Source organism: Solihabitans fulvus (assembly GCF_008386585.1).
Taxonomy (GTDB): domain Bacteria; phylum Actinomycetota; class Actinomycetes; order Mycobacteriales; family Pseudonocardiaceae; genus Solihabitans; species Solihabitans fulvus.
Genome location: NZ_VUOB01000054.1, coordinates 72,645 through 97,842, shown reverse-complemented (window position 1 = coordinate 97,842; position 25,198 = coordinate 72,645). Strand labels below are relative to the sequence as shown.

Sequence of the window (25,198 nt, the reverse complement as noted above, 5' to 3'; positions counted from 1 at the left end):
GACCACGTGCCGGAGCCGGGTCGTCAGACCGTGCGCGACCTGCGCAGGAGCAACCGATCCACCCTGCTGCGGCAGCTGTACTTCACCGGGCCGTGCAGCCGGCAGGAACTGGGCGGCGCCACCGGACTGAGCCAGGCCTCGGTCAGCAACGTGGTCGGCGAGCTGATCGAGGACGGCGTCGTCGTCGAGGCGGGTTCGGTGGACTCCGACGGCGGCAGGCCACGGATCCTGCTGCGCGTCGACCCCACCCAGGCGTACGTGATCGGCGTCGACGTCGGCGAGACCTGGGTGCGCGTCGAGCTGTTCGACCTCGCCCTCACCGAACTCGCCAAGGCCACCCACCCGCTCGAGCCGGGCCGGCACGACATCGGCCTTGTGGTGGCGCACATCCTCGACGGCATCGGCCGCGTCATCGCGGACAGCGGCGTCGACCCAGCGACGATCGCGGGAGTCGGCATCGGCGTGCCCGGCGTGGTCGAGCAGGGCGCGGAAGTGTTGGTGCACAGCCAGACCATCGGCTGGGACGCGGTGCCGGTCGAGCGCCTGCTGCGCGCCGGCACCGACCTGCCGCTGTTCATCGACAACGGCGCGACCACCATGGGCCAGGCCGAGATGTGGTTCGGCGCGGGACGCGGCTCCCGCAACGCCGTCATCGCGCTGGTCGGTTCCGGCGTCGGCAGCTGCATCATCACCGACGGCGCGCCCTACCGGGGCACGAGCAGCAGCGCGGGGGAGTGGGGCCACACCGTCGTCCACGTCGGCGGTCGCCCCTGCCGCTGCGGCTCACGCGGCTGCCTCGAGGCGTACATCGGCGCGGAGGGCGTGCTCGAACGCTACCGGGCCGCGGCGGGAGACGGCCCTGCGGCGGCGATCGACGAGGAGAGCGCCATCGCCGACCTGCTGGCCGACTCGCTGCGCGACACCGCGCGCGCGACGCGGGCCAGGGAGGTGCTCGCGGAGACCGCGCTGTACCTCGGTGTCGGCATCGCGAACCTGGTCAACCTGTTCAACCCGGAGCGCATCATCATCGGCGGCTGGGCAGGTCTGCTGCTCGGCGAGCGCCTGCTGCCCGAGATCCGCGACGCTGCCTCGGCGCACGCGCTGCGCCACCCCTACGCGCAGACCTCCATCGAGCTGTGCCAGCTCGGCCCCGACTCGGTGGCGCTCGGCGCGGCCACGCTGCCGATCGCGCGGTTCCTCGCCACCGGTGGCGCGCCCCGCGACCGGCAGGCCGCGCCCCGCCCGACCGTCGGCGAGGTGCGGCCGACCCGGTCCGCGTGACCACGGTCCGAGCCGATCACGGCCGTTTGTCGTACCGTGCCAACGAGATCACGCCGCGAGGACGCGCTCGACACAGGCGGCGATCTCCAGGTCCTCGCGCGCCTCGACCACGAACGTGCGCACGGCCGCGTCGGCCGCGCTGATCTCGCTGTCCGGCCGCGCGTCCGCGTTGCGCCGCTCGTCGACGCGCACGCCCAGGTACCCGAGCGCCGCGCAGGCTCGCCGCCGCACCTCGGCCGCCCGCTCGCCGACGCCGCCGGTGAACACGAGCGCGTCGAGTCCGCCGAGGCCGACGGTCATCGCGGCGACACCGCAGGCGAGGCGATGGAGGTACACGTCCAGCGCCAGCCGGGCGTCCTCGTCCCGTCGCGCGAGCACGTCCCGCATGTCGGCCGTGCCGGCGAGGCCGAGCAGCCCGGAGCGGTGTTCGAGGTCGTGCGCCACCTCGTGCGGGGACAGCCCCTCGTGCTCCTCGATCCAGGTCAGCAGCCCCGGATCCACCGACCCGCTGCGGGTGGCCATCACCAGGCCCTCCAACGGGGTGAACCCCATGGTCGTGTCGACGCTGCGCCCGTCGAGCACCGCGGCCAGCGACGCGCCGGCGCCGAGGTGGCAGGTCACCACCCGGGTGGCGCCGGGGGCGAACTCCAGCGCGCGGCGGGCCGCCCACGCGTGCGAGAGGCCGTGGAAGCCGTAGCGGCGCACGCCCCATCGCTCCCGCCACTCGCGCGGCAGCGCGTAGGTGTGCGCGGCCCGCGGCAGCGTCGCGTGGAACGCGGTGTCGAAGCACGCCACGTGCGGCACGTCCGGCAGCAGCCGCCGCGCCTCGTCGAGGCCGCGCAACGACTTCGGCTGGTGCAGCGGCGCGAGCGCCACCAGCTCCCGCAGCCGCCGCTCCACGTCGGCGTCGATCACGGTCGGCGCGACGAGATCCGGGCCGCCGTGCACGATCCGGTGGCCGACCGCGTCCACCTCGGGCGCGTGCTGCGGCAGGTCGTCGTGGGACTCGACCCGCTCGCCGTCCTCGACCACGGCGACCTTGATCGAGCTGGATCCCGCGTTGACCACGAGGACGCGCATGTCAGGCGGGCCAGGTCCAGCCGGAGATCTCCGGCGGATCCTCGCCGTGCTCCCTGGTGTACGCGCGGGCGCGGGCCCGCCGGTCCACCATGTCCTGCCGCAGTCGCGCCAGCCGGCCGCCGAGCGAAGGCACCCGGTCGATCACGTCCATCACCAGGTGGTATCGGTCGAGGTCGTTCATCATGACGATGTCGAAGGGCGTCGTCGTGGTGCCCTCCTCCTTGTAGCCGCGCACGTGGATGTTGTCGTGGTTGGTCCGCCGGTAGGTCAGCCGGTGGATCAGCCACGGATAGCCGTGGTAGGCGAACACCACGGGGCGGTCGGTGGTGAACAGCGCGTCGAACTGCGCGTCGGGCAGGCCGTGCGGGTGCTCGGTGTCGGGCTGTAGGCGCATCAGGTCGACCACGTTGACCACCCTGATCCGCAGGTCCGGCAGCAGCTCGCGCAGCAGCGCCGCGGCGGCGAGGGTTTCCAGCGTCGGGATGTCGCCGGCGCAGGCCAGCACGACGTCGGGCAGCTCGGTGCCGTCGTTGCTGGCCCAGCCCCAAATGCCGAGGCCGCGCGCGCAGTGCAGCACGGCCTCGTCCATGGGCAGGTAGTTCAGCGCGGGCTGCTTTCCCGCTACCACCACGTTGACGTAGTCGCGGCTGCGCAGGCAGTGGTCCACAGTGGACAGCAGCGTGTTCGCGTCCGGCGGTAGGTAGACGCGGACGATCTCCGCCTTCTTGTTCATCACGTGGTCGATGAAGCCGGGGTCCTGGTGCGAGAACCCGTTGTGATCCTGCCGCCAGACATGGCTGGACAGCAGGTAGTTCAGTGACGCGATGGGCCGCCGCCACGGGATGTCGCGGGTCGTCTTGAGCCACTTCGCGTGCTGGTTGACCATCGAGTCGACGATGTGGATGAACGCCTCGTAGCAGTTGAACAGGCCGTGCCGGCCGGTCAGCAGGTAGCCCTCCAACCAGCCCTGGCACAGGTGTTCCGAGAGCACCTCCATGACCCGTCCGTCCGGCGCGAGGTGGTCGTCGCCGGGCTCCACGGCGGCGTTCCACGTCCGGTCGGTGGCTTCGAACAGCGCGGTCAGCCGGTTGGACGCGGTCTCGTCCGGCCCCATCACGCGGAATGTGCGCGGGTTGGCCCTGACCACGTCGCGCAGGAACGCCCCGGCCACCCTGGTCGCCTCGCCGGTGCTCGCGGCCGGCGCGGGCACGTCGACGGCGTAGTCGCGGAAGTCGGGCAGGAGCAGGTCCCTGAGCAGTTCGCCGCCGTTGGTGTGCGGGTTCGCGCTCATCCGCCTCGTGCCGGTCGGGGCGAGCGCGGCCAGGTCGGCGCGCAGCGCGCCGTCGGTGTCGAACAGCTCCTCCGGCCGGTAGCCACGCAGCCAGGATTCCAGCTGTGCCAGGTGTTCCGGGTTGGCGCGCACCCCGCTCAGCGGCACCTGGTGGGCGCGGAAGGTGCCCTCGACCCGTGTCCCGTCGACCTCGGCCGGCCCGGTCCACCCCTTCGGCGTCCGCAGCACGATCATCGGCCACGCCGGCCGCTCGCCGAGCCCGTTCCCGCGTGCCAGCGCCTGGATCGCGGCGATGTCCTCGACCGCGTCGTCCAGCGCGGCGGCCAGGTCGCGGTGCACGCGCGTCGGATCGTCGCCGGACACGACGATCGGGCGATGCCCGTAGCCCCGCAGCAGGTCGAGCAGCTCCGGCTCAGGGATCCTGGCGAGGATCGTCGGGTTGGCGATCTTGTAGCCGTTGAGATGCAGGATCGGCAGCACCGCGCCGTCGCGCCTCGGGTCGACGAACTTCGTCGAGTGCCAGCTCGCGGCGAGGGGACCGGTCTCCGCCTCGCCGTCGCCGACCACGCACGCGACCAGCAGGTCGGGATTGTCGAACGCGGCGCCGTAGGCGTGCACCAGGGCGTAGCCCAGCTCGCCGCCCTCGTGGATCGAACCCGGTGTCTCCGGCGCGACGTGGCTGGGAATGCCGCCGGGGAAGGAGAACTGCCGGAACAGCCGGCGCAGCCCGTCGGCGTCGCGGGTGATCCTCGGGTACACCTCGGTGTAGGTGCCCTCGAGGTAGGCGTTCGCCACGAGCCCCGGACCGCCGTGGCCGGGGCCGGTCACGTACATCGCGTTGAGGTCGCGCGCCCTGATGACCCGGTTCAGGTGCGCGTACACGAGGTTCAGTCCGGGCGTGGTGCCCCAGTGCCCGAGCAGCCTCGGCTTGATGTGCTCCGGCCGCAGCGGTTCGGTGAGCAACGGGTTGTCCATCAGGTAGATCTGGCCGACGGACAGGTAGTTCGCGGCGCGCCAGTACCGGTCGATCAGGTCGAGTTCGGTGTCGTCGAGGTGCCGCAGGAGGTCTGGGGATTCGGTCAACGTGGTCACCGTCCGTCGCGCAGTGCCGATGCCGGTCACGGAGTCCTGCTGGACTGCCTTCGGGAATCCGAACGTACCAACAGGTTCGGGGTGTCGCAGCGCGGACAAGAGCCGCAGGCCGGCACTCGACCAACCGACAACCGGAGCCGGCGTCGCTCAGCGGGCCAGCTGGGACGCGGCCGCCGAGCCGAGGTCGGCCACCGACATCGGGTGCACGGGCGGCCGGTCCACGACCAGCTCACGGGTGACGCGCAGGTGCCCGTCCACGTGCAGCAGCTCGCCGGACGCCAGCGGGCGCCAGCCGGGATCGTCGTCCATCCGTTCGCTGGCCACCACGACCGCGGGGTGGTCGGCGAGATCGCCCGACCGCACCCGCATCGTGGTCGCCCGGCTGGTGTGGTCGAGGTGTTCGCCCGCCCCAGCACCGGGTTCGCGCTCCAGCACCAGCAGGTCGTGGTTGTCCGGGTAGCGCAGGGCCCACAGGTCCGTCGCGGTGGTGAGCACCAGGTTGACGGAGTACAGCGGCAATCGCTCGCTGACCCACTGCACCGCCGTGCTGATCCCGGCCGTCACGTTGCCGTTGTGCCCGTCGATGTGCTTGGTGATCAACGCGAACAGCCGCTCGGAGTCCGTCTCGCCAGCCACCAGGCGGCGGTACGGGCCGAGTTCCCGGTCCAGCCCGGGCAGGTCCTCGACCACGCCGTTGTGGGCGAACAGCCGCTCCTGCTGGACGAACGGGTGGGTGTTGCGGACGTCCAACCCGCCGGTGGACGCGTGCCGAACGTGCGCCACGAACGTCGTCGACTCGTGGTGCCGCGCCTCGGTCGCGAACTCGCTGTCCCGGAACGCGGGCAGCGGCTGCTTCTCCACCAGCGGCTTACCGTCCGGGGTGAAGGTGCCGAGGCCGGTGCCGTCGGGGTTGCGCTCGCTCTGCCGCGCGAGGCTGTCGGGAGCCTCCAGCAGCCAGAACGTGGCCCGCACTCGACGCGGCGCGCTGGACATCCCGAACAACCGGCACATGCGACCATCCTCTCCCGTGGTCCCCGGAGAGCACCACACCGACCGCGCCCGCGTCGACCGGGCGCGGCGGGTGCGGCCGCGATGTCACACGATCGGGTCAGCGCACGGGGCGGCGAACGCCGAGGAACGCGGCGATCAGGGCGGCGCCGACGAGCACGACGGCCGCGTCGACCCCGATGGCGAGGCGCAGCCCGCCGAGCACGGTGTCGGCCGGGGCACCGGCGCCGACACCCGCGCTGGCGATCGCGCTCAGCACGGGAATCCCCATGGTCAGCCCGACCTGCTGGGTCATCGTGGTCAGGCCGGTGGCCAGGCCCTGTTCGTGGTCGGGCAGCCCCGAGGTCGCCGTGACCATGTAGGCGACGATGCCGTAGACGTGCCCGAAGAAGCCGACGCCGGCGGACACCATGACCAGCACGATGCCGGCGCGGTCCTGGCCGATGAACAGCATCGCGACGGTGGCCAGCCCCTGCACGGCCAGGCCGATCACCAGGCTGGCCTGCGCGCCGATCCGGCCGATGAACCGAGGGGCGATGATGCCGGCGGCGCACGCGGCGATGCCGGGAACGCCGAACGCGATGCCGGTGACCAGCGCCGAGTAGCCGAGCACGTTCTGGAGGTAGAGCGTCAAGAGGAAGACGAGCCCGCTCGCCATGGTGAACGTGACGAAGCCGCCGAGATTGCCCCAGCCGACGGTGCGCTTGGTCAGCACGCGGACCGAGGCGAGCGGGTGCGCGGCGCGGGTCTCGATGACCGCGAACGCGACCAGCAGGGCGATCGCGATGGCGAGCACGAGCAGCGTGACCGGCTCGGTCCACCCGGTGTGGCTGGCCTCGGTGACGCCGTAGACCAGGGCGAGCAGGCCGCCGGTGACGGTGATCGCGCCAGCCACGTCCAGCTTGTCGCTGCTGCGCTCCCGGCCGGCGGCGAGCAGCGCGGGCGCGGCGACCAGCAGCACGACGGCGATCGGCGCGTTGACCAGGAACGCCCACCGCCAGGACAGCAGGTCGGTCAGCAGGCCGCCGAACAGCGCGCCGACGGTGAAGCCCGCGGACAGCAGCGCGCCGTTGAGGCCGAGCGCGCGTTGCCGCAACGGGCCCTCCGGGAAGGAGGTGGTGATCAGCGACAGCGCCGCCGGGATGGTGATCGCGGTGGCCACGCCCTGCACGACCCGGCCGATCAGCAGCAGCGTCGAGGTGTTGGCGACGCCGCCGACCACCGAGCCGACCGCGAGCAGGACCAGCCCGGTCATGAACAGCCTGCGCCTGCCGAACAGGTCGGCGACCCGGCCGAACAACAGGGTGAACCCGGCGGCCGGCAGCGCGAACGCGGTGGCCACCCACTGGAGTGTGCTCAGGGACATGCCGAGGCCCCTGCCGATGTCGGGCAGGGCGACGTTGAGGATGGAGAAGTCGACCGACAGCATGAACTGCGTGCCGAGCAGCAGCACGAGGATCAGCTTGTGCCGCGCGGTCATCCGCGGTGCCGCGACCTCGGCGGCGACCTCGGGAACGGTGATGGACATGATCGCCCTTTCGCTCTGGTGAGACAGAGCCTCGGGCCTTCGACCGGCGCTGCCCAGATCCCCCGATGTGGTATCCCTGGCAGGGGCAGGCTCCCGGACGGGTGGCCGGGCGATACTGGTCCCATGGCGCACACGGACGATCTTGGGGAGTTCCTGCGGTCGCGGCGGGCGCGGCTGACCCCGGCCGACGTCGGGCTCGTCTCGTACGGTTCGCGGCGGCGCGTGCCGGGCCTGCGGCGCGAGGAACTGGCCCGCCTGGCCGGCGTCAGCATCCAGTACTACACGCGCCTCGAACAGGGACAGAGCAGGAACGCCTCGGAGGAGGTGCTCAACGCCCTCGCCGCCGCGCTGCGGCTGACCGCCGTCGAGCGCGCGCACCTGCATGACCTGGCCAGGGGAGGGCAGCCGACCCGCCGCGCCGCGCCCGCCGAGCGGCTGGCCCCCGGAGTGCCGCAGCTGATCAACGCCATGGGCGCCTTTCCGGTGATCGTCATGGGGCGACGCACCGACGTGCTCGCCTGGAACCCGCTCGGCCACGCCCTGATGGCCGGGCACCTGGACTTCGACAGCCCGCAGCGGCCGGCCGACCGGCCGAACATGTCGCGGCTGGTGCTGCTCGACCCGCACCTGCGCGAGCTGTTCGTGGACTGGCGGGCCAAGGTGCAGGAGGCCGTTGCGCACCTGCGGCTGGCCGCCGGTCGGCACCCCCGACGACCCCAAGCTCACGGCCCTGATCGGCGAGCTGGTGGTGAAGAGCCCCGAGTTCGCCGCGCTGTGGCAGACCCGCGCCGTGGACGAGTGCCGCTACGTCGTCCGGCAGTACCGCCATCCGCTGGTCGGCTCGCTCACCCTTGTCCAGCAGCCGCTGGCCATCCCCGGCCACCCCGAGCAGCGCGTGGTGACCTTCACCGCAGCGCCGGGCTCGCCGTCCGAGGCGGGCCTGCGCCTGCTCGCCGGGCTCGTCGCCGACGGTGGGTCGACCACCGACGGCGGTTCGGTGAGCCGACCGGATCGGGCCGCCGCGACCGTCTGACCCGGTCCGCGCGGGTCGCGTGACTGGGCGAACCCTGTTGGCTCCAGCGAACACCGGGCCCGCCGCCGGGCGCCGAAGGCCCGGCGGCGGGTCGGGTCACCGCGTGCGCCGTGCGTCGCCTCGGCCCGCTCCGGCCAGGATGTCGGCCCCGGCGGGATCGGCGGCGAGCGCCCGGTCGAAGTCGTCCTTCGGCAGCACCGTGTTCCCGGCCAGGGTGACCCCGGCCGGCGGGTGTTCCACGTCCTGCGGCCAGTCGTCCCAGAAGTTCCCGAGGAACACCACGTTCTCCAGCGGCGGCGTCACCCGCAGCACGATCGGGGTGTCGCCGCGGTGCACGATGTTGCCCTGCACGGTCACCCACGAGGCGCCGTAGTCCGTGTAGAGCCCAAAGTTGTAGGAGGTGATCGTGTCGCGGATGACGTTGCCCCGCACCACGGTGCCGCTAGCGAAGGACGCACCCTGGGGACCGGAGAGATAGATCCCGCCGCCGTCGGCGAGCACCGTCATGGTGTGGTGAATGAGGTTCTCCACCACCTGGACCCTGGCCGCGTTGTCGCCGCCCGCGATGACGACGCCGCTGTAGGGCACGTCGTGGATCTCGTTGCGTGCCACCGTGGTCTCCCGCGAGTCGGACACCCAGACGGCCGGCGAACCCCGATACTCGCGCCCGATGTGGTGGATCAGGTTGCGCTCGATCCGGACGCCGTTGCCGGTGTTCACCGCGATGCCACCGCCGGAGACGTCCTCGACGACGTTGCCGATGACCGCGTTGTCCGCCCCGCCGCCGGAGAACGCGAGCGCGCCGGCACCGAGATGGACGAAGGTGTTGTCCAGCAAGGCGATCCGCTCGGCCGAGCTGAACTCGACGTTCGACGGCACCAGGACGGCCGCGCCGGGCACGCTCACGTGGCCCATGCCCTCGGCGATCTCGACCCGCTGGAGCGGGCCGCCGCCGTAGTACGCATTGCCGTGGTAGTGCAGGAATCCGCCCGGCCCGCTCGGCCTGTCCCAGCCGGCGTGCGCGAAGGTCAGGCCGCGCAGCACGACGTCGTGCAGCGGGTGCTCCGCGGTTCCCTTGCCCACCACCAGTTTCTCCAGGACCGGCGCGATGATCTCGGACTCGGTCGGGTCCTCGCCCGGCAGCGGCAGGTAGTGCAGGACGTGCCGGCCAGGATTGCTGCGGTCGAGGACGAAGGTGCCGGGTTCGGTCAGGAAGCTGGTGCTGTTCTCCGCCGAGCTCGGCGCGGCCAGTCCGTCGAAGGCCACGGTCCCGCCCCCGGCGGGGATCTCGATGCCGTTGGGGATCTCGCCGCCGTTGGGGATCTCGCCGTGCCATTCGGCCGCGTAGAGCCCGAGCGCCCGTTCGAAGCCTGGCTGAACCATGGTGATCGTGCTGGAGTGTTCGTCGCCGGAGATCGCGGCGACCCCGCAGCGCGCCTCGGACCAGGGATAGACGCCCTGGAAGACGAACTCGATGCCGGTGGGATTGCGCCAGCCCTGCGGAACCGTGCTGTCCGTGACGTAACCGGTCGCTGTTTTCGTCACGCGGCCCGGGATGCCGGGATGCAGCGCCGCACGCGGCGCCCTGTGGCCGTTCACGTACAGCTGCCGGGTGGTCAGGTCGCCGACCTCGGCCAGCCAGACCCCGTCGACGTCGCCGGGTTGCCAGCCGGTGATCGCGCGGCCGCCGCTGAGCACCGCCGCAGCGCGATCGGGCGTGCCGTGGCCGTACGCCTGGTAGACGACCCGGTGGCCGTGCTGGCCGGAGTCGCCGGCGTCCGCGCGTAATTCCACGGGTTCGGTCAGGACGTGGCGGCCGGCGTGCAGGTTGACGACGAGGTCGGCGCGCATCGCGGCGGTGCCGGCGCGGACGGCCCGCTGCGCGGCGGGCAGGGTGGCGAACGGCTGGTCGAGCGTGCCTGGCCAGGAGTCCCGACCCCAGGGCGCGACGTGGAACTGGTTCTCTGCTGCCTGGTTCTCGACTGTGGAGTTCTCGACTGTGGAGTTCTCGGGCACGACAGACTCCTCGTCCAGTAGGTTTATGGTGTACGCGGAATGTGTACACCATAAACCGTCAATCGCGGTGTGCGTCAAGCGGGAAGGAGGCGAGGGTGACCGGCGAGAACGACGCGGCCGACCCCGCCCGCACCATCGAGCTGCTGTGGGGCGGCGGCGCGGACGGCGAGGGCAGGACCGGGCTGAGCCTTGGTCGGATCGTCGCGACCGCGATCGAGCTCGCCGACGCGGACGGTCTGGCCGCGCTGTCCATGCGGCGCATCGCGGAGCGGCTCGGCTTCACCACGATGTCGCTGTACCGGCACGTGCCGGGCAGGGCGGAACTCGTCGAGCTGATGCGCGACGCGGCGGTCGGCGAGCTGGCGCGGGTCGAGCCGGCCGACGACGGCTGGCGGGCCGGCCTGGACGCCTGGGCAAGGGCGCACTGGGCGCTGCACCTGCGGCATCCGTGGCTGGTGCACACCGGGGGGAGCAGGCGGTTGCCTGGCCCCAACATCCTCGCCGACTACGAGCGGGCGCTGCTGGTCGCGGAGGGCACCGGGCTGCCGCCGTCCGAGATCGTCGCGGTGGTCTCGCTCGTCGGGGGCTTCGTGAGCTCCGCCGCGCGCCAGGCGGACGAGGCCGTTCGGGAGGAACGGAGTTCCGGCGTCTCGCACGAACGATGGTGGCAGGACCGGGGCGAGCTGTTCGACCACATGGACCCCTATCCGGCGCTGGGCCGGATCTGGCTGGCCGGCGCCTTCGACGAGCCAGAGGATCCGTTCGACTTCGGCCTCGCCCGCACGCTGGACGGCGTCGAGCTGCTCGTGCGGCGCCGTCGCGTTGAAAAGCGTGATGAAAAGCGTGATGAAAATACGGCGACGGCGTCGGTGGCGGGCTGCTCGGTCTGCGGCGGGCCGATCGACGGCGGCGCCAGGGGCCGGCCGAGGGACTACTGCTCGCGCGCCTGCCAACAGCGCGCCTACCGGCAGCGGCACGCCGGGCGGTAGTCCGCGCGCGGACTACCGCCACCGCCGATGCGGGTCCGGGCAGGGGCCCGCGCGCCGGATCCGTTGCCACCGGGCAGAATCGCCGACATGGCGGCGACGCGCAGCGCGGGAATCCTGGTGTTTCGCAGGACCGGCCCGGACACCGAGGTCCTCATCGCGCACATGGGCGGCCCGTTCTGGGCCCGGCGCGACGAGGGCGCCTGGTCGGTGCCCAAGGGGGAGCTGGAACAGGACGAGGAGCCGCTGGCCGCCGCGCGCCGCGAGTTCGCCGAGGAGCTCGGCCTGCCGGTGCCCTCAGGCGACCTCGTCGACCTCGGCTCGGTCACCCAGTCCAGCGGCAAGGTCGTGACGGTGTGGGCCGTCGAGGGCGACCTCGACCCGGCCGACGTCGTGCCGGGCACCTTCGAGATGGAGTGGCCGAAGGGCTCGGGGCGGCTCAGGGAGTTCCCCGAGGTCGACCGCGCCGCCTGGTTCGGCCTCGCGGAGGCCGCCGCGAAGCTGGTTGCCGCGCAACGGGACTTCCTCGACCGACTGCGGCGGCATCTCGGGGAGTGACGCGGGTAGCACGACCAGGAGGGCCGCGTTAGGGTCGTCAGCACCGAGAGCACGTCGCACGCCGGCAGTGGAGCCGGCGTCGTCCTCGGCGCATCTCCCAGCGGTCGCCCGGCGGCCGGGACGGGAGCCAGGGCCATGACATCCACCGTGCCCACGACGGCCGCCGACCAGGCGCGTCGAACACTGCGCCTGCGGCTCAAGCCGAAGGCGCGCGCGATCGGCCACGTCGACGGCGCCTGGTGGCCGCACTCGCGCGAGCTGTCCAGGGAACTGCCGGCACTGATCGAGGTGCTGAGCGTCCGGCTCGGCGCGGTCACCCGCGTCGCGTACGCCATGGCGGCCTGGCCGGAGACCCCGCGCCGCATCGAGGTCGCCGGCCAGCCCGTCCGGCTGGAGGGATTCCGCACGCAGGACAACAACATCGTGCACGTCTCCGGGCCGGACCGGCAGCGCGTCAGCCTGTTGGTGGTGCCGCCGGGCGCGTCGGAGGCCGCCGGCCACGACGCGATGATGACCGCGGCCACCCGGGGCAACACCGACAGCCCCGAGCGGCTGCTGGCCTCCTGCGGGACGGGTCACGCGATCCCGACACCCCGGTCCACCATGGACGACACCGGTCCGTCCACACAGGACGACGCCGAGGCCAGGTGGGAGTTCGAGGGCGGCCACCTGCGTGGCAGGGAGCCCGTGGCCGCGCGGCGTCAGCGGTAGTAGCCCTCCAGCGGCACGCGCGCCTCCTCGAACAGCGCGGGCCCCTCGAGAAGCACCCTCGGCGGGTCGGCCGGCGGCTTGAGGCCGGTCAACTGCTCTCCGGACAGCGCGAACACGACGCGGCCGAGGCCGGAGCGGTCGATCGCGCCCGCGCACATGGTGCAGGGCTGGCAGCTGGTGTACATCGTGGTGGCCGCCGCCGTCTCGGCGTCCAGCTCGCGGGCCGCCCACCTGGCCAGCTTCTGCTCGGGATGGGCCGCGATGTCGCGGTCGGTGAGCACGGTGTTGCGCTCCTCGGCGAGCACGGTCCCGTCGGGGCCGACCAGCAGCGAGCCGAACGGCGGGTTCCCCGCCTCCCGCGCCGACGCGGCCAGCCCGATGGCCCTGCGGAGAAAACCCTCGTCGTTGCTCATCATCGCTCCGTTTCTGATTGTGTGGTGCTGGGGTTCCAGGTGGCGACCACGGTGGCGAGCGCCTGCCAGGCGGCCTCCGGGCGCAGTGTTTCGGCAGGGTCGCCGTTGAAGGGATCCAGCACGACGGTGTCGGCCCCGAGCAGCCGCAGCTGGTCGAGGTCGTCGACGACCTGCTCGATGGTGCCTTCGCCGGCCAGCCGGTCCGGGTCGGCGAGCGGCGCGTCGGTGAGCCGAAGGGCGATCCTGGGCGCGAAGGCCGGCACCGGCCGCCGCTGCTCGTCCGCGACGGCCCGCATCCGGTCGCGCGCCTCGCGCAGCCAGGGGAGGGTGCGCCGGAGCGGATGCCACGCGTCGCCGAGCCGCACGGCCCTGCGCAGCCCGGCGTCGCTGTTGCCGCCGACCCAGATCGGGGGCCGACCGCTGCGGTAGTCGGCGTCGTCGGCCCAGGCCGCGCGCAGCGTGCGCAGGGTCGCGTCGGTCAGCCTGCCGCGCTGCTCGAACGGGACGCCGAGCGCCGCGAACTCCTGCCGCGCCCAGCCGACGCCGACGCCGAGCACCAGCCGGCCGCCGCTGAGCTGGTTGAGGTTCGCGGCCATCCGCGCCACGAGCAGCGGATGCCGGTACGGCGCGATCAGCACGGTGGTGCCGAGCCCGATCCGGTCGGTCACGCCGGCCAGCCAGGACAGCGTGGTGAACGGCTCGTAGAACGGCGCCGGATACTGCTCGGCGACGTCGGGCGTCACCGCGACGTGGTCGGAGACCATCAGCAGGTCGAAACCGAGCCCCTCGACGGTCCGCGCCCAGCGGCGGAGCGCGTCAGGATCGGTGCCCTGACCGAAATTCGGTACGTTCACGCCAATTCGCACTCATCAAGGCTATGCGGCGGACAGGGCGCCCGGAAGAGAATGGTCCCCGTGTTGGGGTCGATCCGCAGTGGATCTGCCGGTAGATTCGGCGTATGACCGAGAGTCTCGACGCGACCGACTGGGCCATCCTGGTCGAGCTCCAGCGCGACGGCCGCATCCCCCTCACGGAGCTGGGGCGGCGGGTGAGCCTCAGCGCCTCCGCGACCACCGAGCGGGTCAAGCGGCTGGAGACGGCCGGCGTCATCACCGGCTACCGGGCCACGGTCGACCTGCCGAAGGTCGGCCTCGCCGTGCTCGCCGTGGTGCGCCTCAAGTACGCCGGGCACCAACACGGGCCGCTGCTGCGTCACCTCGACGACCGCGTCGAGATCCTGGAGTGCCTGCGGACCACCGGGGACGACTGCTACACGCTGAAGGTCGCGGCGACCTCCATGGGGCACCTCGAAAAGCTCGTCGACGAGTTGGCCCAGTTCGGCGACACCACCACCAATCTCGTCTACAGCCAGACGTTGGCCTACCGGGGACCGCAGGGCCCCTGACCGCAGCCGCGCGGCGACGCCCCGACATCCCGCCAGTCACATCCGTTCGCCCCGATCCGTCATAGCAGTGACGCGCCACATTCGGGTGGTGGCAGGACGAGGGGACACGACGATGGGCAAGACACGACTGATCGTTTTCTGGTTGACCACCGCGACTATCGGCTTCACCTGGCTGTCCGGTGGTGTGGCGGACCTGATTCACCGGCCGGAGACTCTCGAGGGGATGGTGAAGATCGGCTACCCGCCCTACATCCTGACCATTCTCGGGTTCTGGAAGATCGCCGGCGCGGTCGCGATTCTTGCCCCGCGCTTCCCCCGGCTCAAGGAATGGGCCTACGCCGGCACGTTCTTCGAGCTCACCGGCGCGGTCGCGTCGCACGCGTTCTCCGGTTCGAGCGCGCAACACCTGATCTGGCCCGGCCTTTTCGCGCTGTGCTCGGTAGTGTCGTGGGCACTGCGACCGCAGAGCCGCACCATCGGCACGCTTTTCCCTGCTATGGCTGGGAAGTCGCAGTCGATGGCGCTGGCCGGACGCCGGGTCGTGGCGGACTAAGCGGTTCCGGTCATTCCCGGACGGAATGACCGCCCGAGGGCGCGAGCGGCTGCTCGGCGAGCGGCCGCACCTCAGGCCTCGTCGAGGCGCGGGTACACGACCTCTCGCAGGATCAGCAGGACGGCGGCGGCGATCGGGATGGCCACGATCGCGCCGATCACGCCGAGCAGCACGCCGCCAAGCAGCACCGCGACGACGGTGACCAGCGCCGGCACCTTCACCACCCGGCCGATGATCTTGGGCACCAGCAGGTAGTCCTCGGTGAACCGGTAGACCAGGAAGAAGCCGATGGTGGCCAGGCACACCGGCAGCGACACGGTCAGCGCCACCAGGGCGACCAGCACCCCGGCCATGGTCGAGCCGATCACGGGGATCAGGTCGAGCACCGCGACGAGGATCGCCAGCAGCAACGGGTAGGGCACGTCGAAGATCGACAGCCAGGCGAAGGTGACGGCGGCGGCGATCACCGAGATCAGCGCGTTGCCGAGCACGTAGCCGCCCACCTTGGCGAAGATCTCGTCGCCGATCAGGATCACCCTCGGGCGGCGGGAGTGCGGCACCAGCCGATAGAGGTTGCGGCGGATCCTCGGCAGGTCGGCGAGGAAGTACACCGTCAACACGATGACAACCAGCAGGCTGCCCAGCGCGCTGAACACCACCCTGCCGGCGCCGAGCACCCCGTTGACCATCCCCGACCCGCCGCTGGTGAGCAGGTCCTGAAGGTGTTGCTGGAGCTGGAACCGGTCGTTGAGCCTGCCGAGCAGCGAGTTGTGGTCCTGAAGGCCGTGCAGGTACTTCGGCGCCTGCTCGGCGAACGAGCTGAACTGCTGGACCAGCGGCGGGATGGCCGCGGCGAGGAAGCCGCCGACCATCAGCACCATCGAGCCGAACACGATGGTCACCGCCGCCCACCGGGGCAGCCGGTCGCGGGCCAAAAACGACACGGCCGGTTCGAGCCCGATCGCGAGGAACAGCGCCAAACCGATCAGCACCAACACGTCCTGAGCGGTGATCACCAGCTCCACCACGCCGACCGTGACGGCGACGCCGGCCGCGCCCGCCATGCCGACGAAGAACGGCGACCGGTGGTCGACCGGCCTGCCCGGCTGCCCCATCGGCTGCTGAGGGGTGCTGATCTCGGCCGCGACCGCCTCCGCCTCGGCGACGGGCCCCTCGTCCTCGGAGTGCGGCTGCCCGACCAGATCGTGGTGGCCGCCCTCGGCCGCGTCGGGATCGCGTCGGTGCGAGTCGGACATGTCACTCCCTTCTGCGTCGCCGTCGGCGACGCGAGGAACCGTCCGGCCGTGAACGGCCCATGTGGACGGTGGGCCGATCGGTGGTCCGCCGCGCGGCGCCGTCCGTGCATCGGACGATAGACCCGCCGCGCCGTGCGGGCGCGTTGCCGCGATGCCGCGCACTCAGGTTTGCCGGAGTCCGATCCGGGGAACGATCTCCTGGTCGGAACCAACGGGAGAGGTGCGCGGGTGAACGCCGAAATGCTGACGTTGGGCCAAGAACTGGCCGAGGTCACTCGGTTGGTCGAACACGACGACGTGCCGGCGACGCTGGAGCGCTACGTCGCCAGGGTCGTGCGCACCGTGCCGGGGTGCCATCACGCGACCATCACCGTGCTGACGGATCGGGGCGCGGACACCGTCGCGGGCGCCGGCGAGCCGCTGCTGGCCTGCCGGCCGGACGACCCGGCACCCGTCGCCAGCCCGGTGTTGGAGTCGCTGGTCTACCGCGAGCCCCGCAGGCTCGACGACGTCAGGACCGACCAGCGGTGGTCGGCGTACGCCGACCTGCTGGCGCAGGCGGGCTATCGCAGCGTGCTGGCGCTGCCGTTGGTGACCGACACCGAGCCGTCCGCGGTGTTCACGCTGTTCTCCCGCGAGCCGGGGAAGTTCGGCGAGACCTCGTTCGACGTCGTGCTGTTGTTCGCGCTGCACGCTGGGGTCGTCTTCGACAACGTCACCCTCTACCAGGACAGCAAGTCCCTGGTCGAGCAGCTGCGGGGCGCCCTGCGGACCAGGACGGTCATCGGGCAGGCGCAGGGCCTGCTGATGCAGTGCAACGGCTACGACGCCACGACCGCGTTCGCCGCGCTCACCACGGCGTCGCAGCACCACAACATCAAGCTGCGCGACGTGGCCGCGACGCTGGTCGCCGCGCACGAGCAGCACGATCTCGAGGTCGGCCTGGCGAAGTTCGGCCTGTCGGTCTCGCGGTGACGATCGGTGCGGCGGGCGGGAAACTGGTTGGCCGCAATGAAATACGGGCATCCCTTCGGCATGACTGGGTATGTCAGGGTGAACAGCGGCGCTGAGTCACCATGCGGCCCGCGACGGGCCGCCCGCGTCGGCGAGCACCAGGATCGCGGGACGCGAGCCGGGGTCGGGCGCATTGATCTTCGAGCCCTTGCGGTAGCCGCCGAACATCATCCCGAACACCAGGATGGCCAACAGGATCAGCAGCAGCCACAGCAGGACAGATCTGCGCACGACGCCTCCGTATGTCAACACCGTCCGTCGCACCGTACCGGTCCCCGGGTAGGATGGAGCGACCACCGCGTAGGAGTGAACTGCCAATGCTGAAGTGGCGCAAAAGGGTCATCGGGGCCCTCGTGGCCGTGGTGGTGCTCATCGGAGCCGTGCTCGTCGGATCGGCGGTCCACCTGCTGCCGCAGCTGCGCAACCCGTTCGGCGAGACCACGCAGGAACGGTCGGGGCCGGTGCTGCTCAAGTCGATCGTCGACCTGTCCCGGTACGAGGCGGCCAGCGGCACCTTCCAGGTCGTCGTCGACATCTCCTCCGGTGGCTCGATCCTGCCGAGCTTCCTTCAGGGCAGCGACACCATGTTCATCGGCGTCGGCTCGGTCAACGCCTACGTCGACTTCTCGCACCTCAAGGGCGACGCGGTGAAGGTGTCCGACGACCGGCTGTCGGCGACGCTCGCGCTCGGGCACGCCCAGCTCGCCGACGCGACCCTCGACGTCAAGGAGTCCTACGTCTACGCGCAGCAGCAGGGGCTGTTCACCAGGATCAACGAGTTCCTCGGCGGCAACCCGAACTCGCAGCAGGCCCTGTACCAACTCGCGCAGCACAACATCCAGGACGCCGCGGGCAAGAGCTCGCTCGCCGCGGACGCCGAACGCAACACGAAGACGATGCTGGTCGGCCTGCTCCAGTCGCTCGGCTTCAAGAACATCACGGTGACCTTCGACAAGCCGAACGCCGGCTGACCCACCGGTCGACGGCACCGGCGTTAGCTCTTAGGGTGATCGGGTGAAGATCACCGTACTCGGCGGCTGCGGGGCGTGGCCCTCGGCGGGACAGGCGTGCAGCGGGTATCTCGTTGAGCGGGAGGGCTTTCGCCTGCTGATCGACCCCGGCTACGCCACCCTGCCGAGGCTGCTGGCCACGGTCGCGGCCGAGCGGATCGACGCCGTGCTGGTCAGCCACGGCCACCCGGACCACTGCGCCGACCTCAACCCGTTGCTGCGGGCGCGGGCGCTTGGCGACCAGCCGCCGCCCGCGCTGCCGGTGCACGCGCCGCCCGGCGCGCTCGACGCGGTCCTCGCGCTGGACAACGCGAGGATGCTGGCCGGCTCGTACGCGCTGCACGACCTCGACCCGGCCCGCCCCGTCGAGGTCGGCCCGTTCCGCGTGCAGACCTGGGCGTTGCCGCACTTCGTGCCCAACGCGGGCATGCGGCTGACGGCGGGGGACCGGGTGCTGGCCTATACCGGGGACACGGGGCCGAGCGAGGACATCGTGACGATGGCCCGCGACGCGGACGTGCTGCTGGCGGAGGCCACCTTCCCGGAACACATCGTGCCGGCCGCCGATGCCCCCTACCTGTCCACGGCGCGACAGGCCGGCGAGTACGGCCGCGACGCGGGTGTCGGGCGGCTGCTGCTGACCCACCTGTGGCCCGACACCGATCCGGCCGCCGCCGAGGCCGCCGCGGGCGTCGCGTACACCGGCGACCTAGGCACGGCCGTCCTCGACCTGGTGCTGGACCTGGGTTAACCGCCATCTTCGGCAGGCGCGGGCACGGGCCCGGTCTGGTAGTTGCGCGACTGGAGTTGGTACAGCTCAGCGAATCGGCCGCCCTCGGCGATCAACGACAGCGGGGTGCCCTCCTCGACGAGTTCGCCGTCGTGCAGGACGTAGACGTAGTCGGCCATGTGCACCGACGCGAGCCGGTGGGTGATCAGGATCGTGGTGCGGCCCGCCGCGAGCGTCGCCAGCGACTCGTAGACCTGCGCCTCCGCGCGGGCGTCGAGGTTGGCGGTCGGCTCGTCGGCGATGATCAGGTCGGCGTCCCGGTAGAGGCCGCGCGCGATGGCCACCCGCTGTTCCTGCCCGCCGGACAGGCGCACGCCGTTGACGAACTGCCGCGACAGCATCGTGTCCCAGCCGTGCGGCAGCTGGTCGGCGACGACGTCGGCGCCGGAGGCCAGCGCGGCGTGCCGCAGCGCCACGTCGTCGGGGTCGGGCCGGTCGATGCGGCCGATTCGGACGTTGGCGCGCAACGTGGTCGGCCAGTGGATGGGGTCCTGCATCACCACCGCGACGCCGTCGCGCACCGTGTTCGGGTCGGCCTCGGCCAGGTCGACCTCGTCCCAGCGGATCCGGCCGCTGTCGGGGTGGTAGAGGCCCGCCAACAGTTTGGCAAGCGTCGACTTGCCGGAGCCGTTCTCGCCGACCAGCGCGATGATCTGGCCGCGCCGGAACTCCAGGGTGACGTGCGACAGCGCCTGCCGCTCGGCCCCGGGATAGGCGAACGACACGTCCTCGACGCGGTAGCGCTCCGGCGTCGTCGGGGCGGGCCGGCCGCCGCCGGGATGGGTGCGGCCCTTGGCGTCGGTCAGGAACGTGTCGTAGTCGGCCACGTAGAGGCTCTGCTCGTACAGCCGGGACACCGCGAGCAGCATGTCCGTCAGGCGCGCCCGCCCGACCTGGATCGCGATCAGCGCCGCGCCGCCGACGGCGAGCGGGATGCGGCCGGTGTAGAGGAACAGCCCCAGCAGCCCGTAGGCGAGGCCGAGGCCGATGCCGCCGGCGACCCGGCCGAGCAGCGTGGTGCGGGCCTGCACGCCGGCCAGCCGGACCTCCTCCTGTTCGAGCAGCCCGCCGATCCGCTGAAGTTCCTGCAACAGGAACGGTTGCGCGCGGTAGGCGCGGATCTCGGCGGCGGGCTCCTCGTTGCGGATCATCCTGGTGATCAGCCAGCGGCGCCTGCGCAGCGTGCTGGTGCGGCGGACGGAGTCGTACAGCAGCCGGGACGCCTGCAACGCGGCCAGCGAGGCCGGCAGCGTCGACAGCACGAGGGCGGGCAGCAGGAACGGGTCTAGCGCGGTCACCGTGACCGCGGTGGCCAGCAGGGAGATCAGCGAGCCGAGCGCGGTGACCATGCGGGAGAACGCGCCTGCGATGTGCGCCATGGACGAGTCGTAGGCCCGGTCAAGCCCGTCGAACCAGTTCGGGTCGTCGTAGGCGGCGAGGTCGACGTGCGAGGCCACCGCGATCAACTGCTGCGCGGCCCGGTACTGGATGCGCGCGGAGAGCGTCTGGGACAGGTAGGCGCTGAGCGTGCCGCCGAGCTGTTGCACGCTCAGGAACGTCACGACGAGGGCGAGCGCCGGCAGGGCGGCGATCAGCCGCTGCGGGGTCGGGCCGGTGGTCAGCAGCTGGCGCAGCACCGACGCCGTCGAGTAGAGGCCAAGCCCCGACGCGACACCCGAGGTGATCTCGATGGCCAGCAGCACAACCACGGTGGTCGGCGCGGTGGCGCGGGCGGTGGCCAGCATCGACACCACGGTCGACGGCAGTCGCGCGAGCATCCGCCACAACGAGGTGCGGGCCGCGGCGTCGTCGAAGGACACGTAGGAGGGGATGACCATTTCCTCGCCGGTGCCGTCCAGTGGGTTGTCCGGCACGGGTTTCTTCCGTGGGAACACGTCTCGTCCTTTCGCCGCGACCGACCTCCCACCAGGCAAGCAGGTTTGCCGCCTGACCGGACAGTGGGTTTCCCAGTACGTTTTGTCGCATGACCATGTCCTGGACCCTGGCGGTCGCCCGCGATGACCTGTCCCGCACGGCCCTGTCGGAGCTGGCCGTGCCCGAGTGCGGCGCCGGCGAGGCGCTGCTGCGCGTCGACCGGGTCGGGGTGACGGCGAACAACGTGACCTACGCCGTGCTTGGCGAGTCCTTCCACTACTGGGACTTCTTCCCCGCCGAGCCCGGTTGGGGGCACGTGCCGCTGTGGGGCTTCGCCGAGGTGGTCGCCTCCGCCGTCGACGGCGTCGAGGTCGGCGCGCGCGTGTACGGCTACCTGCCGCCGGCAGGTCATCTGGTGGTGCGGCCGGACCGGGTGGACCCCAGGGGTTTCCGCGACGCGAGCCAACACCGCGCCGGGCTGCCCTCGCCGTACAACAGCTACGTCCTGACCGCCGCCGACCCAGCCTACGAGCCGGACCTGGAGGACCTCCAGGTGCTCTACCGGCCGCTCTTTTTCACCTCCTACATGCTGGCCGACCAGTTGGCGGACAACGGGTTCCACGGCGCGGACGTCCTCGCCCTGTCGTCGGCGTCGAGCAAGACCGCCTACGGCGCGGCCTTCCTGCTCAAAGGCACCGGGCCGCAGGTCGTCGGCCTCACCTCGCCGGGCAACGTCGCGTTCGCCGAGAGCCTCGGCTGCTACGACCGGGTGCTGACCTACGACGCGCTGCACGAGCTGGACGCGACCGCGCCGACGGCCTACCTGGACCTGGCCGGCAACGCCGAGGTGCGCGGGCGGCTCCAGCGATACCTCGGCGAATGGCTGGTGCGCGAGGAGATCATCGGGGTGACCCACCAGGACCGGACCGGCGCGAAGGAGCTGAACGGCCCGCGCACCGCAGTGTTCTTCGCGCCGAACCAGCTGCGCAAGCGGGTCGAGGACTGGGGCAGGGAGGAGCTGGACCGCCGCTTCGCCGAGGCCTGGCTGAGCTTCGTGCCTTCGGTGCGGGGCTGGGTCGACGTCCGTGCGCAGCAGGGGCCGGAGGCACTGCGGGACGTGTGGCTCGAGGTCGCGTCCGGACGCAGCGAGCCGAGGGTCGGCAACATCGTCACGTTCTGACCGATCCGGTCGACGCCGCCAACTGAACCGAACATGTTCAGCCATGTTCGCCCGATGAGTTCGCTGTCGGCGTTCGCAGTTCACGCCGACTTCATCGCCGCCGACTTCGCTGTGCGTGACATGTACAACCAAGTTCGGCTACCGAAGGCTGAGGACGAATCGTGTCTCGACCCGCACTGCGATGGCGACGATCGCTGCCCTTGCTGATCATGACGGTGTTGGCGCTGCTGACCTCGGCCGGTGCCCTGCCGGCGTCGGCCGCGGCCAGTACGGTCACCCTCGACCACCCCACGTACACGCAGGGCCAGAGCGTGATCGCCTCCTACGCGACGGGCCAGGTCTCCTCGACGAACTGGGTCGGCGTCTACCAGAGCGACGCCACGCCTGGGCAGACGTCGTCGCTGGTCTGGGCCTACACGCCGAACGCGTCGGGATCGGTGACCCTGGCGACCGGTTCGCTCGCCCCCGGCAGCTACCGAGCGAGGTTCTTCTACAACAACGGGTACACCGAGTTGGCCAACTCGGTGTTCTTCACCGTGTTGAGCGCGACCAGCACCGGCACCCCCAACGGCATGCTGTGCACCGGCCAGGTGGGCTACCCGCAGGGGCAGGACGTGGTCGCGTCGTACGCCACGACGCGGGTCTCCTCGACGAACTGGGTCGGCATCTACGCCGACGGTCAGAAACCGGGCACGTCGAATTCCCTGGTGTGGGCGTACGCCCCGAATGCCGCGGGCTCGGTGCGCCTGTCGACCAGCGGCCTTGCGGCGGGCAACTACGCGGCCTACTACCTCTACGACGACGGCTCGACGCAGCTCGCGAACCCGACGCCGTTCGCGGTCACCTCGGGCGGCCAGGGCGGCAGCCCGAACCTGATCGTCAACGGTGACGCCGAATGCGGCAACCCGTCCGCGAGCGGCTACGACGGCGTGACCGTGCCGGGGTGGCGGGTGACCGGCCTGCCGAGCGTGGTCGGCTACCCGACCGGCAACGGCTTCCCGTCGCCGAGCACCGCGGGCCCTTCGGTGCGGGGCAACCAGTTCTTCTCCGGCGGCCCGGTCGGTGACGCCACGCTCACCCAGACGGCCGACGTCTCGGCGGCCGGCGCCGCCATCGACGGCGGCGGCGTCACCTACGACCTGTCCGGCTGGCTAGGCGGCTACGCGTCGGAGACGTCGACGGCGACCGTGCGCGTCGCCTTCCTTGACGGCGGCGGGAACTCCCTCGGCACCGCCCAGCTCGGCCCGGTGACCTCGGCCGACCGGGGCAACGCGACCGCGCTGCTGCGGCGCGCGACGGCCGGCGGCGTGCCGGCCGGCACCCGCTCGATCGGGACGACGCTCCAGCTGACCGGCGATCCCAACCGGGCCAACCGGTACAACGACGCCTACGCGGACGACCTCGCGCTCACGCTGTCCACCGCGCTGCCGGTTCCCGCGGTGCCCGCTCCGGCCGCGCCTGCCGTCCCCGCGTTCGACCACGTGTTCTTCGTGATGCTGGAGAACAAGTCCTACGACCAGGTCATCGGCAACTCCGCCGCGCCGTACCTGAGCGGGCTCGCGAACGGCAACGTCGCCCTCGGCAGCTCCTACGGCCTCATCCACCCCAGCGACCCCAACTACATGGCGGTGGCCGGCGGTTCGACGTTCGGGCACGTGGACAACCCGATGCCCGGCGCGATCGGATCGCTGACCGGACCGCACATCGGCGACCTGGCCGAGCAGGCCGGCCGGAGCTGGCGCGGCTACGTCGAGGACATGCACAGCCCGTGCAACCTGGCCAAGAACGGACATTACGACCCGGACAACCTGCCGTTCCTGTTCTTCCACGACATCGCCGCCGATCCGGCGCGCTGCCAGGACAAGCTGAAGCCCGTCACGCAGCTGTGGACCGACCTGCGCTCCACCGCCACCACGCCCAACCTCGTGTGGTTCGAGCCGAACTCCTGCAACACCATGCACGACTGCGATGTCGCGACGGGCGACGCGTGGATGCGGAACAACCTGCCGACGCTGTTCAACTCGCCGGCCTGGACGCAACAGCGCTCACTGCTGGTCATCACCTTCGACGAGGACGATTCCGCGCACGGCCAACGCATTCCCACGATTCTGGTCGGCTCCCAGGGCACCACGAAGGCGGGATACAACTCCAACACCCAGTACACGCACTACAACGTGCTGCGCACGATGGAAGACGCGCTCGGTCTCGGCCGGCTCACCCAGAACGACCAGTACGCCAATCCGATCAACGACGTCTGGCGGTAGGGCCGCCGCGCGCCAATGGCCGCACGTCCCAGTAGCGCCCGATAGCGAACGGTGCCGACCGGAGTGAGCTCCGGTCGGCACCGTGATCGTGGCCGCATCGCGCATTGCCTGTTTAGGGCGGGGGATTCCCGGGTAGTCCCTTGTTGAATGCCCCACCCTAAGGAGAGATCTGATGCTTGCGATTCTGCTCGTGCTGTTACTGGCCCTGCTGCTTGGTGGCGCCGGTTTCGCCGTGCACGCCCTGTGGGTCATCGCTGGAATCGTCCTCGTGGTGTGGATTCTGGGCTTTCTCGTTCGCAGCGCCGAGGGCGGAGGCCGTTGGTACCGCTGGTGACAGCGGGCGAACCGAGACCGTTCGAGCGGACCACGAGAGCACTGACGAAGGAGTGAACATGGGTACCGGTGACAAGATCGACAACAAGGCCGAGGAGCTCAAGGGCAAGGCCAAGGAAGGCGTCGGCAACGCCACCGACGACCAGGAGCTTGCCGACGAGGGCAAGGCGGATCAGGTGAAGGGCAACCTGAAGCAGGCCGCCGAGAAGGTCAAGGACGCCTTCAAGAAGTAAGCCTGGTGCAACAGTGCAGGGGCGGCCGATTCGACCGGCCGCCCCTGTGCGGCGGCATTCGGCTGCGCTCTCCGCGCCGACATCCCTGGTGCGGATGGATGCGTACCACCGCGATGCGCCAAGCCGCGTGTCATGCTCACTCACACAGGCCAGCAACACCGCGAGGTAACCGCTTTAGGTATGGCGCGCGGCGCGGCGGCAAGGCGGGAGAGTGGGACTCCTCGGCGGCCCGGTGACATCGTTTGCCTGGTGGATGGATGGTTCCTAGATTGCATGATGTCCAGGCCG

General features: G+C 71.3%; 24 protein-coding genes and 1 pseudogene. 15 read left to right on the top strand and 10 right to left on the bottom strand.

Annotation, left to right across the window (positions count from 1 at the left end; translation table 11 throughout):
* Positions 1 to 6 precede the first annotated feature (6 nt).
* The gene (locus F0L68_RS27735) at positions 7 to 1,281 is read left to right on the top strand and encodes an ROK family transcriptional regulator (protein ID WP_149852763.1); all 1,275 of its coding nucleotides are present in this window, start codon (positions 7 to 9) and stop codon (positions 1,279 to 1,281) included.
* A gap of 48 nt (positions 1,282 to 1,329) precedes the next feature.
* On the opposite strand, the gene F0L68_RS27730 is transcribed toward F0L68_RS27735, so the two are convergent.
* The 4 genes from F0L68_RS27730 to F0L68_RS27715 all read right to left on the bottom strand — a co-directional run bounded on the left by F0L68_RS27730 (position 1,330) and on the right by F0L68_RS27715 (position 7,280).
* Positions 1,330 to 2,361 (bottom strand): acetate/propionate family kinase, encoded by a 1,032-nt coding sequence (locus F0L68_RS27730; protein WP_149852762.1) that lies wholly within the window; start codon positions 2,359 to 2,361, stop codon positions 1,330 to 1,332.
* A 1-nt stretch (position 2,362) separates the two neighbouring features.
* Positions 2,363 to 4,744: a phosphoketolase family protein gene (locus F0L68_RS27725; protein ID WP_149852761.1), complete on the bottom strand. Its 2,382-nt coding sequence runs from the start codon at positions 4,742 to 4,744 to the stop codon at positions 2,363 to 2,365.
* Between the two features lie 147 nt (positions 4,745 to 4,891).
* Positions 4,892 to 5,755, bottom strand: coding sequence for a class II glutamine amidotransferase (locus tag F0L68_RS27720; RefSeq protein ID WP_149852760.1), 864 nt, complete (start codon positions 5,753 to 5,755; stop codon positions 4,892 to 4,894).
* 97 nt (positions 5,756 to 5,852) lie between these two features.
* Positions 5,853 to 7,280: an MFS transporter gene (locus F0L68_RS27715; protein ID WP_223199177.1), complete on the bottom strand. Its 1,428-nt coding sequence runs from the start codon at positions 7,278 to 7,280 to the stop codon at positions 5,853 to 5,855.
* A 123-nt stretch (positions 7,281 to 7,403) separates the two neighbouring features.
* Between F0L68_RS27715 and F0L68_RS44930 the strand changes: the two are divergent.
* Together F0L68_RS44930 and F0L68_RS44785 are read left to right on the top strand one after the other, a co-directional pair.
* A pseudogene (locus F0L68_RS44930) lies at positions 7,404 to 8,033 on the top strand (helix-turn-helix domain-containing protein); the annotation flags it as partial.
* A complete protein-coding gene (locus F0L68_RS44785) occupies positions 8,026 to 8,313 on the top strand; it encodes an MmyB family transcriptional regulator (protein WP_368732283.1) in 288 nt (95 codons plus the stop codon). The pseudogene F0L68_RS44930 and the gene F0L68_RS44785, both read left to right, overlap by 8 nt.
* A gap of 96 nt (positions 8,314 to 8,409) precedes the next feature.
* Here F0L68_RS44785 and F0L68_RS27705 read toward each other — a convergent pair whose 3' ends face one another.
* Complete coding sequence (locus F0L68_RS27705; protein ID WP_149852759.1) at positions 8,410 to 10,329, bottom strand: right-handed parallel beta-helix repeat-containing protein; 1,920 nt, start codon at positions 10,327 to 10,329, stop codon at positions 8,410 to 8,412.
* Positions 10,330 to 10,424: 95 nt separating this feature from the next.
* Here F0L68_RS27705 and F0L68_RS27700 point away from each other — a divergent pair, with 95 nt between their 5' ends.
* The 3 genes from F0L68_RS27700 (at position 10,425) to F0L68_RS27690 (ending at position 12,584) form a co-directional block, all read left to right on the top strand.
* Positions 10,425 to 11,318, top strand: coding sequence for a TetR/AcrR family transcriptional regulator (locus F0L68_RS27700; protein WP_149852758.1), 894 nt, complete (start codon positions 10,425 to 10,427; stop codon positions 11,316 to 11,318).
* Between the two features lie 87 nt (positions 11,319 to 11,405).
* Positions 11,406 to 11,873, top strand: a complete 468-nt coding sequence (locus F0L68_RS27695; protein WP_149852757.1) for an NUDIX hydrolase — start codon at positions 11,406 to 11,408, stop codon at positions 11,871 to 11,873.
* Positions 11,874 to 12,008: 135 nt separating this feature from the next.
* On the top strand, positions 12,009 to 12,584 hold the full coding sequence (locus F0L68_RS27690) for a DUF5994 family protein (RefSeq protein WP_149852756.1): 576 nt from the start codon (positions 12,009 to 12,011) through the stop codon (positions 12,582 to 12,584).
* On the opposite strand, the gene F0L68_RS27685 is transcribed toward F0L68_RS27690, so the two are convergent.
* The gene (locus tag F0L68_RS27685) at positions 12,575 to 13,000 is read right to left on the bottom strand and encodes a nucleoside deaminase (protein WP_149852755.1); all 426 of its coding nucleotides are present in this window, start codon (positions 12,998 to 13,000) and stop codon (positions 12,575 to 12,577) included. The two genes, F0L68_RS27690 and F0L68_RS27685, sit on opposite strands and share 10 nt — an antisense overlap.
* A complete protein-coding gene (locus tag F0L68_RS27680) occupies positions 12,997 to 13,863 on the bottom strand; it encodes an LLM class flavin-dependent oxidoreductase (protein ID WP_149852754.1) in 867 nt (288 codons plus the stop codon). Before F0L68_RS27680 ends, F0L68_RS27685 begins: the two co-directional genes overlap by 4 nt.
* 92 nt (positions 13,864 to 13,955) lie before the next feature.
* On the opposite strand from F0L68_RS27680, the gene F0L68_RS27675 reads away from it, so the two are divergent.
* Both F0L68_RS27675 and F0L68_RS27670 read left to right on the top strand, forming a co-directional pair.
* Positions 13,956 to 14,402 (top strand): Lrp/AsnC family transcriptional regulator, encoded by a 447-nt coding sequence (locus F0L68_RS27675; protein WP_149852753.1) that lies wholly within the window; start codon positions 13,956 to 13,958, stop codon positions 14,400 to 14,402.
* A 142-nt stretch (positions 14,403 to 14,544) separates the two neighbouring features.
* On the top strand, positions 14,545 to 14,955 hold the full coding sequence (locus F0L68_RS27670) for a DoxX family protein (RefSeq protein ID WP_223199174.1): 411 nt from the start codon (positions 14,545 to 14,547) through the stop codon (positions 14,953 to 14,955).
* Positions 14,956 to 15,026: 71 nt separating this feature from the next.
* Here the strand turns inward: F0L68_RS27670 and F0L68_RS27665 are convergent, their stop codons facing one another.
* Entirely contained in the window at positions 15,027 to 16,211 is a 1,185-nt protein-coding gene (locus tag F0L68_RS27665) for an AI-2E family transporter (protein WP_149852752.1), read from the bottom strand.
* Positions 16,212 to 16,439: 228 nt separating this feature from the next.
* On the opposite strand from F0L68_RS27665, the gene F0L68_RS27660 reads away from it, so the two are divergent.
* Positions 16,440 to 17,186, top strand: coding sequence for a GAF and ANTAR domain-containing protein (locus F0L68_RS27660; RefSeq protein WP_223199173.1), 747 nt, complete (start codon positions 16,440 to 16,442; stop codon positions 17,184 to 17,186).
* A gap of 96 nt (positions 17,187 to 17,282) precedes the next feature.
* Here the strand turns inward: F0L68_RS27660 and F0L68_RS42700 are convergent, their stop codons facing one another.
* Positions 17,283 to 17,456: a hypothetical protein gene (locus F0L68_RS42700; RefSeq protein ID WP_188316867.1), complete on the bottom strand. Its 174-nt coding sequence runs from the start codon at positions 17,454 to 17,456 to the stop codon at positions 17,283 to 17,285.
* Between the two features lie 86 nt (positions 17,457 to 17,542).
* Here F0L68_RS42700 and F0L68_RS27655 point away from each other — a divergent pair, with 86 nt between their 5' ends.
* The gene (locus F0L68_RS27655; protein ID WP_188316866.1) at positions 17,543 to 18,196 is read left to right on the top strand and encodes a DUF4230 domain-containing protein; all 654 of its coding nucleotides are present in this window, start codon (positions 17,543 to 17,545) and stop codon (positions 18,194 to 18,196) included.
* Between the two features lie 43 nt (positions 18,197 to 18,239).
* The gene (locus F0L68_RS27650) at positions 18,240 to 18,986 is read left to right on the top strand and encodes an MBL fold metallo-hydrolase (protein WP_149852751.1); all 747 of its coding nucleotides are present in this window, start codon (positions 18,240 to 18,242) and stop codon (positions 18,984 to 18,986) included.
* Here the strand turns inward: F0L68_RS27650 and F0L68_RS27645 are convergent.
* Positions 18,983 to 20,920, bottom strand: a complete 1,938-nt coding sequence (locus F0L68_RS27645) for an ABC transporter ATP-binding protein (RefSeq protein WP_149852750.1) — start codon at positions 20,918 to 20,920, stop codon at positions 18,983 to 18,985. The genes F0L68_RS27650 and F0L68_RS27645 overlap by 4 nt on opposite strands.
* An 89-nt stretch (positions 20,921 to 21,009) precedes the next feature.
* Here F0L68_RS27645 and F0L68_RS27640 point away from each other — a divergent pair, with 89 nt between their 5' ends.
* From F0L68_RS27640 to F0L68_RS27625, 4 genes are all read left to right on the top strand, one after another.
* Positions 21,010 to 22,080, top strand: coding sequence for a DUF2855 family protein (locus F0L68_RS27640; RefSeq protein WP_149852749.1), 1,071 nt, complete (start codon positions 21,010 to 21,012; stop codon positions 22,078 to 22,080).
* Between the two features lie 161 nt (positions 22,081 to 22,241).
* Complete coding sequence (locus F0L68_RS27635; RefSeq protein ID WP_149852748.1) at positions 22,242 to 24,344, top strand: alkaline phosphatase family protein; 2,103 nt, start codon at positions 22,242 to 22,244, stop codon at positions 24,342 to 24,344.
* A 172-nt stretch (positions 24,345 to 24,516) separates the two neighbouring features.
* Positions 24,517 to 24,678 carry a hydrophobic protein gene (locus F0L68_RS27630; protein WP_149852747.1) on the top strand — a complete coding sequence of 54 codons (162 nt, stop codon included), beginning with the start codon at positions 24,517 to 24,519 and terminating at the stop codon, positions 24,676 to 24,678.
* Between the two features lie 58 nt (positions 24,679 to 24,736).
* Positions 24,737 to 24,910, top strand: a complete 174-nt coding sequence (locus tag F0L68_RS27625; protein WP_149852746.1) for a CsbD family protein — start codon at positions 24,737 to 24,739, stop codon at positions 24,908 to 24,910.
* The last annotated feature ends 288 nt before the right edge of the window (positions 24,911 to 25,198 follow it).

Excerpts from the sequence above, each read along its gene's own strand:
- F0L68_RS27625 (WP_149852746.1), top strand. The coding sequence starts at position 24,737 with ATGGGTACCGGTGACAAGATCGACAACAAGGCCGAGGAGCTCAAGGGC.
- F0L68_RS27665 (WP_149852752.1), bottom strand. The coding sequence starts at position 16,211 with ATGTCCGACTCGCACCGACGCGATCCCGACGCGGCCGAGGGCGGCCAC.
- F0L68_RS27630 (WP_149852747.1), top strand. The coding sequence starts at position 24,517 with ATGCTTGCGATTCTGCTCGTGCTGTTACTGGCCCTGCTGCTTGGTGGC.
- F0L68_RS27685 (WP_149852755.1), bottom strand. The coding sequence starts at position 13,000 with ATGATGAGCAACGACGAGGGTTTTCTCCGCAGGGCCATCGGGCTGGCC.
- F0L68_RS27675 (WP_149852753.1), top strand. The coding sequence starts at position 13,956 with ATGACCGAGAGTCTCGACGCGACCGACTGGGCCATCCTGGTCGAGCTC.
- F0L68_RS27655 (WP_188316866.1), top strand. The coding sequence starts at position 17,543 with ATGCTGAAGTGGCGCAAAAGGGTCATCGGGGCCCTCGTGGCCGTGGTG.
- F0L68_RS27690 (WP_149852756.1), top strand. The coding sequence starts at position 12,009 with ATGACATCCACCGTGCCCACGACGGCCGCCGACCAGGCGCGTCGAACA.
- F0L68_RS27640 (WP_149852749.1), top strand. The coding sequence starts at position 21,010 with ATGACCATGTCCTGGACCCTGGCGGTCGCCCGCGATGACCTGTCCCGC.
- F0L68_RS27720 (WP_149852760.1), bottom strand. The coding sequence starts at position 5,755 with ATGTGCCGGTTGTTCGGGATGTCCAGCGCGCCGCGTCGAGTGCGGGCC.
- F0L68_RS27730 (WP_149852762.1), bottom strand. The coding sequence starts at position 2,361 with ATGCGCGTCCTCGTGGTCAACGCGGGATCCAGCTCGATCAAGGTCGCC.
- F0L68_RS27695 (WP_149852757.1), top strand. The coding sequence starts at position 11,406 with ATGGCGGCGACGCGCAGCGCGGGAATCCTGGTGTTTCGCAGGACCGGC.
- F0L68_RS27715 (WP_223199177.1), bottom strand. The coding sequence starts at position 7,280 with ATGTCCATCACCGTTCCCGAGGTCGCCGCCGAGGTCGCGGCACCGCGG.